Origin of the sequence: Tetzosporium hominis, assembly GCF_002265435.1 — a bacterium.
Lineage (GTDB): Bacteria > Bacillota > Bacilli > Bacillales_A > Planococcaceae > Chryseomicrobium > Chryseomicrobium hominis.
This window is the reverse complement of record NZ_NOKQ01000348.1, coordinates 22108-34749: the sequence shown is the minus strand read 5'-3', so window position 1 is coordinate 34749 and position 12642 is coordinate 22108. Positions and strand designations below refer to the sequence as shown.

The 12642-nt window shown below is 45.2% G+C and carries 11 protein-coding genes; all 11 read right to left on the bottom strand.

Annotation, left to right across the window (positions count from 1 at the left end; translation table 11 throughout):
- Positions 1–148: 148 nt before the first annotated feature.
- Positions 149–1069, bottom strand: a complete 921-nt coding sequence (locus tag CF394_RS14905; RefSeq protein ID WP_094944676.1) for a diacylglycerol kinase — start codon at positions 1067–1069, stop codon at positions 149–151.
- 63 nt (positions 1070–1132) lie between these two features.
- On the bottom strand, positions 1133–1696 hold the full coding sequence (locus CF394_RS14900) for a thioredoxin family protein (protein WP_094944674.1): 564 nt from the start codon (positions 1694–1696) through the stop codon (positions 1133–1135).
- Positions 1697–1774: 78 nt separating this feature from the next.
- Entirely contained in the window at positions 1775–3205 is a 1431-nt protein-coding gene (gene gatB, locus CF394_RS14895) for an Asp-tRNA(Asn)/Glu-tRNA(Gln) amidotransferase subunit GatB (RefSeq protein WP_094944672.1), read from the bottom strand.
- A complete protein-coding gene (gene gatA, locus CF394_RS14890; protein ID WP_094944670.1) occupies positions 3205–4671 on the bottom strand; it encodes an Asp-tRNA(Asn)/Glu-tRNA(Gln) amidotransferase subunit GatA in 1467 nt (488 codons plus the stop codon). The genes gatB and gatA overlap by 1 nt, the downstream gene beginning before the upstream one ends.
- Positions 4672–4685: 14 nt before the next feature.
- Complete coding sequence (gene gatC, locus CF394_RS14885) at positions 4686–4976, bottom strand: Asp-tRNA(Asn)/Glu-tRNA(Gln) amidotransferase subunit GatC (protein WP_094944668.1); 291 nt, start codon at positions 4974–4976, stop codon at positions 4686–4688.
- A 73-nt stretch (positions 4977–5049) separates the two neighbouring features.
- On the bottom strand, positions 5050–6171 hold the full coding sequence (locus tag CF394_RS14880; protein WP_094944666.1) for a CamS family sex pheromone protein: 1122 nt from the start codon (positions 6169–6171) through the stop codon (positions 5050–5052).
- Between the two features lie 15 nt (positions 6172–6186).
- Entirely contained in the window at positions 6187–8187 is a 2001-nt protein-coding gene (ligA, locus tag CF394_RS14875) for an NAD-dependent DNA ligase LigA (RefSeq protein WP_094944664.1), read from the bottom strand.
- Positions 8188–8199: 12 nt separating this feature from the next.
- Positions 8200–10431, bottom strand: coding sequence for a DNA helicase PcrA (gene pcrA / locus CF394_RS14870; protein ID WP_094944662.1), 2232 nt, complete (start codon positions 10429–10431; stop codon positions 8200–8202).
- A complete protein-coding gene (pcrB, locus tag CF394_RS14865; RefSeq protein WP_094944660.1) occupies positions 10428–11138 on the bottom strand; it encodes a heptaprenylglyceryl phosphate synthase in 711 nt (236 codons plus the stop codon). The genes pcrA and pcrB overlap by 4 nt, the downstream gene beginning before the upstream one ends.
- Before the next feature lie 126 nt (positions 11139–11264).
- Entirely contained in the window at positions 11265–11597 is a 333-nt protein-coding gene (locus CF394_RS14860; protein ID WP_094944658.1) for a YerC/YecD family TrpR-related protein, read from the bottom strand.
- Positions 11598–11610: 13 nt separating this feature from the next.
- On the bottom strand, positions 11611–12636 hold the full coding sequence (locus CF394_RS14855; RefSeq protein WP_094944657.1) for a DUF3048 domain-containing protein: 1026 nt from the start codon (positions 12634–12636) through the stop codon (positions 11611–11613).
- Positions 12637–12642: the final 6 nt, after the last annotated feature.

The following is a 12642-nucleotide window of genomic DNA, read 5'->3' as shown; positions in this document are numbered from 1 at the left end:
CGTGCTATATGGCTTTATTTTACCCTACTCTTGTAGCTTTAATCTAATCAACCGAACTAGTTTTCTAGCAACTTGTTACAGGGTTATGACAGGTTGAGAAAAGACGCAAAATAGTAAAAAAAAAAACGGGCAGCTTTCGCTGTCCGTTTTAGTCACGTTCTACACGGTCCTGTTCAGGTAATAAATCAACAGGTGCCATGATTTCAATATGGCGTGCCCAGTTTTCGAACACGGCAGGTAACGTTCCGCCGTACTCACCGTCCAAGTTCAGAGATACCGTCTCTTCAGACAGCACACGAATCTTGGAGGCTTTGCGGTAAATCACGTGAGGATCATTCAAATGCTCTCCGCGGATTGCCAAGGTCGCCAAGCGAATAAATTCCGCCATATTGACTTTCTTTAAAATTAATAACGTAAATTGACCATCGTTGATGCTGGCATCTGGGGCAAGTTTTTCAAAGCCACCTACAGAATTTGTCAAACCGATCAAGAACATCATCGCTTCTTCTTCAAACACTTCATCATCAAATTCAATTCGAAGTTTTGTAGCACGGATGGATGGTAGCATCTCGATGCCTTTTAAATAATAGGCAAGCTGACCAAGCACTGTCTTCAAACGGCTTGGTACTTCATAAGTCAATTCCGTGATTCGGCCTCCACCAGCAATATTGATAAAGAAGGTATCGTTCACACGGCCAACGTCTACAGGTACGGACTGTCCCGCTGTAATAATATTGACGGCTTGCTGGATGTCTCTGGGAATATGGAGAGCACGAGCAAAATCATTCGTTGTTCCCATAGGGATCAAACCTAGCTTAGGACGCTTGTCATAGAGACTCACTCCAGCTACGACTTCATTCAATGTTCCGTCTCCGCCCGCTGCTACTATCAAATCGAATCCGTTCTCCACTGCGCGCTTGGCAGCTTCTGTGGCATCGCCTGCGCCTGTAGTGGCATGGCAGGAAGTTTCGTATCCCGCTAGCTCCATTGCTTCTAACACTTCCGGAAGGTGGCGTTTAAATAGCTCTCTTCCCGAAGTAGGATTGTAAATAATACGTGCACGCTGCATTGCATGGACCTTCTTTCTTCACATTCTCTCTGCTATAGACAGTATAATACGACAACAGGTTCCTTATGAAGTAAGTTTTGCAAACCAGGCTTCACGAATACTGCTATACGTTGCCATATGGAAGTCTGTATTGGTCTCTAACTGAGTCGTTAATTCTTGGAATATAGCTTTCTGGGCTTCTTCGAAGCCATCTGTACCCGGCTCAGGAAGCTTTGCTTTTTCATTCATGACGTAGTCTTGTACAAGAGCAGCACGAGGTCCCCATGTCGCGATAACTTCTCCCTCTTTATTTAGAACGAGATATTTTGGAATGGAACGTCCTCCGTTTGTGAGGTAACGATCAATGAGCTCGGTATCTGCATCACGCAATACAACGCGTACATCAACAGAAGCTGCTTCTGCAATCTTGCGTAGCACAGCGTTGTTCATCATAGCATCTCCGCACCAGTCTTCTGTGATGCCTAAAATGTGCACATCCGCATCGCGTAGACGATTGATGAATTCATCATCTGCTGGCACTTCAAAGCTTTCATAGACGTGGAACGATTGCTCTTTTTTGGTAGTCATCTCGTCCATATAAACGGCAAGTGGACGTCCTTCTTCAAAATATTGTTGTTCACTTTTCATAGGTAAACCCCTCCTTGTTTTTAGCATAGCATAATTTCCCAAAAGAAGGCTCGCCCTAAGGTAGGACGAGCCAGTAGTTTAGCGTTTTTGAATTTCTTCGTTCAACAGCTTGTTGACCATCGGCGGATTCGCCTGGCCTTTTGTTGCTTTCATGATTTGACCGACTAAGAAACCGATAGCACGGTCTTTTCCGTTTTTGAAGTCTTCAATAGACTGAGGGTTCGCATCAAGAGTTTGAGTGACAATGTCACGAAGTGCGCCTTCGTCTGAGATCTGAACAAGACCTTTTGCTTTGACGACTTCTTCTGCTGTACCACCGTTCTCTACTAGCTCTTTGAATACTTTTTTCGCAATCTTCGAGCTGATAGTACCGTCTTCGATCAATTTGATCATTCCGGCAAGACCAGCTGGAGTCAGTTTCGTATCTTTCAAGTCTTTTTGCTCTGCATTCAAGTATGCAGATACGTCACCCATCAACCAGTTCGTTGATAGTTTCGTATCCGCACCAAGAGCAATCGTCTCTTCAAAGAAATCGGACATTTCTTTTGTAAGAGTCATGACGCGAGCATCATACTCTGTAAGGCCTAACTCGTTTACATAACGCGCTTTACGAGCATCCGGAAGTTCAGGAAGCTCTGCCCGAACGCGGTCCATCCAAGCATCATCAATGACAATTTTCACAAGATCCGGCTCTGGGAAGTAACGGTAATCGTCCGCACCTTCTTTAACACGCATCAAAATCGTTTTCCCTGTAGACTCGTCATAACGACGTGTCTCTTGAAGGATTTCGCCACCTGTTTTTAAAACTTCAGCCTGACGAATCTGCTCATGCTCCAGACCTTTTTTCACGTAGCTGAATGAGTTCAAGTTTTTAAGTTCTGCTTTTGTTCCAAACTTCTCTTGACCATAAGGACGTAAAGAAATATTGGCATCACAACGAAGTGATCCTTCTTCCATCTTACAGTCAGATACACCTGTAAACTGGATGATAGACTTTAGTTTTTCTAAATACGCATAGGCCTCTTCCGGTGTGCGGATGTCTGGCTCGGATACGATTTCAACTAGAGGTGTCCCTTGACGGTTGAAGTCGACAAGTGAATAGCCTTGGTCGGTATGCGAAAGTTTCCCAGCATCTTCTTCTAAGTGAAGACGTGTGATTCCGATACGTTTTGTCTTGCCATCTACTTCGATTTCGATCCAGCCGTTTTCACCGATTGGTTTATCAAACTGAGAAATTTGATACGCTTTCGGATTGTCCGGATAGAAATAGTTTTTACGGTCAAACTTTGTGACTGGTGCAATATCCATGTTCAACGCCATTGCTGCACGCATGCCCCACTCTACTGCTGTTTTGTTGACGACAGGAAGGACACCAGGGTATCCCAGGTCAATCACGTGTGTGTTTGTGTTCGGCTCAGCACCAAAGTGAGCAGGTGACGGGGAGAACATCTTAGATTCTGTTTTTAATTCTACGTGGACTTCAAGTCCAATGATGGTTTCAAAGTTCATTATGCCTTTACCTCCCCTAAAGCCGGAGTTTGTTTGTGAAATTCTGTCGCCGACTCATAGGCAGACGCCACTTGATAAATTGTAGACTCATCAAAGTGTTTTCCGATAATTTGAAGACCTAGTGGCAAGCCATCAGCAAATCCACAAGGAATTGAGATTCCTGGTACTCCAGCTAGGTTGACCGGGATTGTTAAAATATCGTTCGCATACATCGTCAATGGATCGTCTACTTTTTCTCCTACTTTAAATGCTGGAGTTGGTGTAGTTGGACCGACGATGACATCGTAGTTTTCAAATACGTTTTCAAAGTCTTGTTTGATCAACGTACGCACTTTTTGTGCTTTTAAGTAGTATGCATCATAAGACCCGGCACTTAGAGAATACGTCCCAAGCATAATACGACGTTTCACTTCGTCACCAAAGCCTTGTGCACGTGTTAATTTGTATAACTCTAACAAGTTCTTCGCTTCTTCTGCACGGTACCCGTAACGAATTCCATCAAAACGAGCCAAGTTCGAAGACGCTTCAGAAGAAGATAATAGATAGTAAGTCGCTAACGCATACTCAGAGTGTGGAAGAGACACTTCTTCCCAAACCGCGCCTTGCGCTTCTAATACTTTCAATGCTTCTAGGACAGAAGCTTTCACTTCTTCACTGACTCCCTCGCCCATATACTCTTTAGGTACACCGATGCGAAGTCCTTTAATAGACTTGCCAATGGCTTCAGAGAATTTTGGAACCTCTATGTTCGCTGAAGTGGAATCCATTTCATCGACACCCGAAATAGCTTCAAGTAACAATGCGTTGTCTTCAACTGTACGAGTAATCGGTCCGATTTGATCTAGAGAAGAGGCAAATGCCACTAATCCAAAACGAGAGACACGACCATATGTCGGTTTCATTCCTACAACACCACAAAAAGCAGCCGGTTGACGAATCGAACCACCTGTATCGGATCCTAGTGCAAAAGGAACTTCGCCTGCCGCTACAGCAGCTGCAGAGCCCCCTGAAGAACCACCAGGCACGTGTTCTAAGTTCCATGGATTTTTCGTTTTTTTATAAGCCGAGTTTTCATTCGAAGATCCCATCGCGAACTCATCCATGTTGATTTTTCCAACAGTGATCAATCCTGCATCGCGAAGTTTACGAACAACTGTTGCATCATAGATTGGGTTGAAGCCTTCTAAGATTTTGCTGGCACAAGTTGTTTCTAGACCCTCTGTTACGATGTTGTCTTTGACACCGATCGGCAACCCAAATAAAGGACCGCGGTCCTCCAGAGGTGTTTGATCCATAGCATCTGCTTGTTCTAATGCTTTTTCTTTATTCAGTGCTAAAAATGCTTGTACATCCGCATCTACTGCTTCAATACGAGCGAATGCTTCTTCTGTTACTTGACGAACAGAAAGTTCTTTTGCCGCAATTTTTTCTTGCAGCTGTTTTGCTGACTGCGTAAAATAAGTCATTTCGGTCCGCCTCTCTATTCCATAATGGCAGGGACTTTTACTTGTCCTGCCTCTTGTTCTTTTACATTCTTCATCATAAGGTCGCGGTCAAGACCCGCAACGGATTTGTCTTCACGTAAAACATTTTCTAAAGGAAGGACATGTGTAGTTGGTTCTACATTTGTCGTGTCCAATTCATTCAGCTTGTCCGCAAATTGAACAATTTTAGCAAGCTGCTCTGTGAAATGTTCCACTTCTTCTTCTGTAATCGCCAATCGCGCCAAATGCGCAACGTGACGCACTTCTTCTTTTGTGATTGTTGCCACGGGGGACACCTCCATCAAATTCAATCATACAGCCCATCATATCATTTTTTGCTTTACTTGAACAGAGTATACTCTACTCGTAGATGTGAACGAATGGTTCCTCTTGATCGGCATCTCGTTTGATGAGAGCCTGCTCGCCTTCGATTGACGTAATCGTAATCTCAACAGGAAGATCCGTCACGAAATGAGCATTGATTAATCCGGAGACGTATTGAGTGAAACCAATAATCTCTGCTTTTCCAAAAAACTGAATCGGGATATCAATCGTTAGTTTCTGCAAGTAGTCGTCCTTATAGAAGGCTGTTCCAATGACGCTTGTATAGTTCGGGAAATACGTTTCTACGTCTTGTTTAAAGTTACGGAACGCCGTATCCATGTCTCGATATTGTTCACTCGAGTCATTAGTCGGGAATGTCACATACTTTTCATTAATCGATATCCAGTCTTCAATCTCCGCCCCACTAGTAGACACCCCATAGCTAAAGTAAGTACCGGGCACAATCGCATTTCGGCTATTTTGTTTGAACAGTCCAACTGTAATCGGGATGTCTTCTAGACCTGGCATTTTACGCATGCGGCTGACGATTTCTTGAGCCATGCGACGGCCATTTTCTGTGATTTCTGCATCTGAAATTTGCTGTTCAAATACCGGGCCGTAATCCACTTCCGTATAGTAATAGATGGAATTCATAGCGAGCCCGATAGAGATTCCAGCAAGCTTCATTGTATTTTCTTCTAACACTAAATAATTTTGTTCCACGATGTGTGACAAGTAGACTGGCGCTTTTTGAGCTTTTTCTCGTCCTACCAAGCCTTGATCATCAGGATTCAATCCATCTTCCGTCTGATTGCTGCGAGCTAGCCAAGAGCTGATTGTGGATCCGTCCAAATACTGCCCCTCTTGGAAATAATACTTGTCTGTTGGGTATTCATTTTGAGAGAGGCGCATCAGGCCTTTCTCCACTTCTACAATGTCATATTTAGTTGCCATATTGGAAACGACCAACCCTCGGCTTTTACTTTCCGCGTAAGGGAGAATCGTAGAATAGTAATTGTCATCTAAACGCACAGAAGGCAAAACTACTGACCGTGCCTCTGATTCTTGAGGGTCTTGCACGACTTCCGTTTCTTGTTGAGGTGTACAAGCGGTCAGTAGCAGTCCTACTACCGCAAGTCCTAGTACATAGTTCTTCATGTAAGTTCTTCCTTCCTAATCTGCCAGAGCATCCATCATCTGCTGCTCCGTCCAGACTTCTATCCCAAGTTCCGTGGCTTTATCAAGCTTTGATCCTGCGTCTTCTCCCGCAATGACGAGATCCGTCTTTTTACTGACGCTTCCAGACACTTTAGCACCTTTAGCAAGTAGCTGCTCTTTTGCCTCATTGCGACCCATCTGCTCCAGTTTTCCAGTCAGTACAATTGTCTTCCCAAAGAAAGGATGATCGGCAACAGCTTCTTTATCAATGCGTTGTCCCAAGTACGAAGTGTTAACTCCTGCGTTCTTCAGTTTGTGCATGAGTTCCACCGTTTCCGGTTGCTCAAAGTATGTGACGAGAGAGTCTGCCATTTTGTCTCCGATTTCATGAACCGCCGTAACTTGTTCTCGTGATGCTGCAATCAGTGCATCCAATGTGCCGAACTCTTCAGCCAGAAGACGCGCGGCTTTTTCGCCAATATGACGAATCCCAAGTCCAAACAACAGCTTCTCTAACGAGTTTTCTTTTGTCACAGCAATCGCCTTCACGAGATTTTCTGCAGACTTGGTTCCCATTCTATCTAGTTCTATTAGTTGTTCAACAGTCAATGTATAGAGATCCGCGACGTCATGAATCAACTGGTTCTGGAACAACTGCTCCACGACTTTCTCACCAAGTCCATCAATGTTCATGGCATTTCGAGAGGCGAAATGGCGTATTCCTTCTGTGATCTGGGCAGGGCACGTTGGATTGACACAGCGCAGCGCTACTTCTTCTTCGATACGCACAAGGTCACTGTCACATACAGGGCAGTGAGTCGGCATCACATAAGGCTCTGAATCCGCTTTACGTTCTTTATCGATAACAGAGACAACTTCCGGGATGATGTCCCCAGCTTTACGGATAATGACTGTATCTCCGATGCGAACGTCTTTTTCTTGAATTAAGTCGACGTTATGAAGAGATGCACGACGTACTGTAGTTCCTGCCACTTGAACCGCTTTTAAAATCGCTGTCGGTGTCACGACTCCCGTACGGCCTACCGTCCATTCAATATCTAAGAGCTCTGTTACGACTTCTTCAGCTGGAAACTTGTATGCAGTTGCAAAACGCGGACTTTTCGCTGTAAATCCAAGTTCTTCTTGTTGATCGTATCTATCCACTTTAATGACGATACCGTCTATCTCATAAGGCAACTCTTGGCGCTTTTCCGTCCATGTTTGTATAAACGTCTCAACCTCGCCAATAGTTTCACAGATCGTCGTCTCGCGGTTCATAGAGAATCCAAGATCTTTCATGTACTCGAGTGCCTCTGAATGCGACTGGATTCCGAGTTCTTCAGGATTCCCTAATCCGTATATAAAAACGGAAAGCTGTCTGCTCGCTGCAATTTGAGGATCCAGTTGACGTAAACTTCCTGCCGCTGCGTTTCGCGGGTTGGCAAACAACTCGAGCTGTTGTTCTTTCCGCGCTTCATTGAGTGCTTGGAAGGACGACTTCGGCATATATGCTTCTCCACGAACTTCAAGTGTTACATTCTTTTTCAGACGAAGCGGGATAGAACGGATCGTGCGGATATTCGCTGTGATGTCTTCCCCAATTGTTCCATCCCCACGTGTAGCTCCACGGACCAGTTTCCCATCCTCATAAAGTAGACTTACTGCCAAGCCATCGATTTTCAATTCGCAGACGTAACGGAAGTCCTCGCCTACCAGTTCGCGAATGCGACGATCGAATTCCTTTAGGTCTTCCGTCGAAAAGGCATTAGACAAACTTAGCATCGGTGTGCGGTGACGCACTTTTTGAAACCCTTCTAATGGCTTGCCACCGACTCGCTGCGTAGGAGAATCCGGCAAAATAAGAGATGGATATTGTTCTTCCAGCTCCAGTAGTTCACGTAAATATTGGTCATACACGGCGTCCGATACAATCGGCTCGTCCAGTACATAATAAGCATGGCCGTACTCATGCAGTAGGTCATGCAACTCTTTCATACGTTGTTCAACGTGTTCCATGGATGATTCCTCCTACTGTTTTTCAATCGGTGCAAATTTAGCTAGCAGTCGCTTGACACCTGTCGGTTTCGGGAACGCGATATCTAGCTCACGATTCTCCCCTTCACCTCGGACACTGACGACCGTACCGACTCCCCATTTTTTATGAGAGGCTTTGTCGCCGACGCGCCATTCTAGTTTATCGCCACCTGACTCTGTATATACAGGGTGTGACGGCGCCACTTTTCTTGGTTTGATGTAGCGGTTCCCTGCAACGGAAGGATGTACTTGGCTAGCCCGTTCTCCTCCCACTGGTTCAATCACGTCTGAAGAGATTTCTCCGATGAATCGGGACGGTTGGTTCATGCTTGTGCGGCCGAAGATCATGCGTGTCTGCGCACAGCTCAAATAAAGTCGTTGCTCCGCACGCGTAAGTCCTACATAAGCAAGACGGCGTTCTTCTTCCATCTCGTCTTCGTCGCCTATAGAGCGGCTGTGTGGGAAGATATTTTCTTCCATTCCGATCAAGAACACGACTGGGAACTCCAGACCTTTGGCTGCGTGAAGCGTCATTAATGTGATGCTTCCTTGACTCTGATCGGGTTGTTGGTCGAGCGTATCGATATCTGAAATGAGAGCAAGATCCGTTAAAAACGCAACGAGTGTCTTGTCGTCACTACGTTCTTCAAAAGCCTTTGTAACCGTCAAGAACTCTTCAATGTTTTCTAAGCGACTTTCCGACTCAATGCTGTTTTCTCTTTGCAACATCTCGCGGTAGCCAGAACGTTCAATTACTTCTTCCACAATTTCACTTACGGCGAGGTATTCTTGCATGGCCGTCAGCTGATCAATAAGCGTGAAGAACTCGGTAACAGACTTTAGTCCACGTCCCGTCATCCCTGGTATCAATGTTGCATTTTCTAGTGCTTCAAAAACTGTCATGTCGTGCATCAGAGCATACGTCACGATGCGTTCAAAGGATGTCGCACCTATATTGCGTTTTGGTTCATTGATGATGCGAGCGAGGGAAATATCATCATCGTTGTTGGCTATGAGACGTAAATAGGCTAATAAATCCTTAATTTCTTTACGGTCGTAGAACTTCGTACCGCCTACGATTTTATAGGTCATGTTCGACTTGACGAGCGTTTCCTCCATAGCACGTGACTGTGCATTGGTCCGGTACAGGATAGCAAAATCATGGTAATGAAAGCCTTCGTCTTGTATCAGTTGTTGAATCTTACCGACCACAAACTGTGCTTCTTCTTGCTCGTTATACGCTCGGTACAGCTGTACTTTTTCACCATCTGCGTTATCGGTACGCAGTACTTTTGGATAACGGCTTTTGTTGTTTCCGATGATTTCGTTTGCTGCTTGCAGAATTCGTTTAGTCGAGCGATAGTTCTGTTCGAGCATAATGACTTTTGCCTTCGGATAATCTTTCTCGAACGATAGAATATTGCCAATATCGGCTCCACGCCAGCGGTAGATAGACTGATCCGAGTCACCCACGACACAGATGTTTTTAAACTTCTCGGCTAGCATCTCCACAAGCTGATACTGGGCTTTGTTTGTATCTTGGTATTCATCCACATGGATGTAATGGAATTTGTTTTGATAAAATTCAAGAACTTCTGGAACGCGTGTGAACAAATCGATTGTGCGCATGATCAAGTCATCAAAGTCCATAGATTGGTTTTTCTTCAAGCGTCGTTCATAGGCTTTATATACTTGTCCCGCAATCTTCTCATACGGATTCATTGGATTCATTTCAGCTAAAAAGTCATCTGCTGACTTCAGCTGGTTTTTGGCACTACTTATGATTCCGAGTAGGGCTCGTGGCTCGTATTTTTTTGAATCAATATTTTCTTGTTTGACTATGGCTTTGACGACACTTAACTGGTCGGTGCCATCCAGGATCGTGAAGTTTTTGGAGTAGCCGATGCGGTCTGCGTCACGTCGAAGGATGCGAACACACATGGAGTGGAATGTAGAGACCCACATCTGGTCTCCGAAGCCGTCTCCGAGGATGCCGTCAATCCGCTCCTTCATTTCTTTTGCTGCTTTGTTTGTAAAAGTGATTGCTAAAATTTTGGACGGGTAAACTTGCTTTTCGACAATCAAGTACGCAATGCGGTGTGTTAGAACACGAGTCTTTCCAGACCCTGCACCCGCCATGATCAGTAAAGGACCTTCAGTATGTTTTACAGCTTCTTCTTGTTTTGGGTTCATTCCAGCTAGTAGTTGGTTTGTAATACTTTTCATAGTTCCTCCTGTGCGTATAGGGACTTGACGGCTTTTACCGTCGCAAGCGCCTGCTTTAGGTTCGTATAGAGACTGTTTCCGACAACGATTGTGTCAGCATGTCTTGCCATTTCCGTAGCTTGTTCAGGCGTTTCAATACCCCCACCGTAAAAGAGCCGAGTGTTGTGAAGCACGTCTTTGCTCGCTTCCACCACTTGTGGATCTCCATAGGTACCACTGTACTCTAGATAAAAGATAGGCAGCCTAAAAAGATGCTCCGCCATGCGCGCATAGGCAATCACGTCGTCTTTTGAAAGATCCGTCTTTGCTTGTGTGACGTGAGCCACTTTAGCGTCTGCATTGAGAACGCAGTAGCCTTCCATAAATACTTCTTCCCAGTTCATAAAGTCACCATGCTCCACTAACGCTTGATGGTGAAAATCTTTGACCCATTTGGTATCTGGGCTGTTTAAGACTGAGGGAATCAAATAATAGTCAAATCCAGGTGTGATCATATCGAGGGTAGACAGTTCGAGGCAGACAGGAAGTGCATAACGGCGGATTTTCATAAGCAGGTCTAACACATCATCTAGTTCGATGTTATCGGAGCCACCAACGATGAGTGCATCCGTTCCGGACTCACAGATTTGCTCAAGCTGTTCATCAGTCAATGTCTTTGCAGGATCTAGTTTAAATACATGTTGCCATTCCGTATAGTTCGTAAGCATGAGGTGCACCTTCTTCAGTCAGACATGCCGAAATCGACCCACTCTGGGTCGATTCCATGTCGAGTTTAGTATGTAGTGTCAGTATACCAAAAAAACAGGTCACCCTAAAGGGAAACCTGTTTGTGGTCACGAGCGACGGCCTTTTGTCGTCGGCTTAAATGACGGTTCGTCTGGATACAATCTGCCAAGCATTTCGTCGTATGTGTCATTGCCATAATCGAAGCAACGTCGCACGCGAGAAATAGTGGCTGTACTTGCACCAGTCTGGTCTTTGATCGTCTCATACGTTTTTTGAAGACGCAGAAGATGCGCTACTTCAAAACGCTGTGCAAGCGACTGGATCTCACTAATTGTACATAGATCATCAAAGAAGCGATAGCACTCCTCAATGTCTTTGAGTTCTAGTACGGCTTTAAATAATTGATCGGTCTGATGACCTCTAATTTTTTCGACTTGCATCGAATCACTTCCTTTACTCGGTATACGTTACCATATTTTGAAACCCTCTTGCCGTTGGGATGATTGACATCCACGTCTGGCCGGGTTTGTAAGTCATTTCTTGATTGCCTGTATAGAGACGGATGAGTCCATTATCTAGTTTCCAAGTGCCTTGAATCATCCCGCCATCTCGAAACAGCCAGGCATTTCCGCCGCTTTCTAACTCTAGGGCTTGTCGGCCTTCGTTGTCAATCGTCTGGTGAGGCACTTCTACCACTACGATATTGGAAAGCTCTAAAGGATTTCCGGACTCTGCATCGACAGTCGTAGTAGTACCTGAAGAACGTGTATACTGTTCTGTCGTCTCGTCATAGCTGTAAACATTGGTAAAGTTAGCATCATTACTATAACGAATCGTCACTTCAGTTGCTGACCCTGCCACTTGTGCGTCTTCGCTAAACGAATAGCTCGGCATCTGACTTGCAGCAAGTGTCAAAGTAGCACCTCGTTCTTCAGCAGCTGCTTCGATAGCCTCTCCTGAAGTATACGAGTTATGCGGTGCCTTTCGGTCTGAAGAGCGTTTGAAGTAAGTGCCGTCATACTGCATCCCATTCACATGGTCGATGACGCCTGCATCCAACATCTGTTTCGCCTCCGGGCTGTAACCGTGCGCCACATAAAATGCATGATACCCCTTTGCCAAATTGATGAAATAATCTCGAGCACTTCTTACAGGACCGACTCGCTCTGGCAACTCAATTTGATATACAGCTAACAGCCGAGTGATGGAACTTTCCGCAATGAGCTCTATGACAACATCTGCTTGTTCTAGACCAGATTGAGGCCTAGCAAGCGGATGGTTGTTGATGGTGACAACAACAGGTCGCTCGGTAGACTGTACTGCGATCGCTTGGCCTGATAGAGGCGTTTTGTAATCAAGCGATTCCGACTGCCCTTCGCTTCCTGTGCCTTGCTGTTCTGAAGGCGGCACTGCCACCTCGTCTTTACAACCAGTCAGCATGAACAAACACACTAAAACGAACACAAGCCATTTTTTCATTCGCTT

Coding starts and splice junctions, on each gene's coding strand:
- CF394_RS14900 (WP_094944674.1), bottom strand. CDS start 1,696: ATGAAAAGTGAACAACAATATTTTGAAGAAGGACGTCCACTTGCCGTT.
- gatA (WP_094944670.1), bottom strand. CDS start 4,671: ATGACTTATTTTACGCAGTCAGCAAAACAGCTGCAAGAAAAAATTGCG.
- pcrB (WP_094944660.1), bottom strand. CDS start 11,138: ATGCTTACGAACTATACGGAATGGCAACATGTATTTAAACTAGATCCT.
- CF394_RS14860 (WP_094944658.1), bottom strand. CDS start 11,597: ATGCAAGTCGAAAAAATTAGAGGTCATCAGACCGATCAATTATTTAAA.
- ligA (WP_094944664.1), bottom strand. CDS start 8,187: ATGGAACACGTTGAACAACGTATGAAAGAGTTGCATGACCTACTGCAT.
- CF394_RS14880 (WP_094944666.1), bottom strand. CDS start 6,171: ATGAAGAACTATGTACTAGGACTTGCGGTAGTAGGACTGCTACTGACC.
- gatB (WP_094944672.1), bottom strand. CDS start 3,205: ATGAACTTTGAAACCATCATTGGACTTGAAGTCCACGTAGAATTAAAA.
- CF394_RS14855 (WP_094944657.1), bottom strand. CDS start 12,636: ATGAAAAAATGGCTTGTGTTCGTTTTAGTGTGTTTGTTCATGCTGACT.
- pcrA (WP_094944662.1), bottom strand. CDS start 10,431: ATGAAAAGTATTACAAACCAACTACTAGCTGGAATGAACCCAAAACAA.
- CF394_RS14905 (WP_094944676.1), bottom strand. CDS start 1,069: ATGCAGCGTGCACGTATTATTTACAATCCTACTTCGGGAAGAGAGCTA.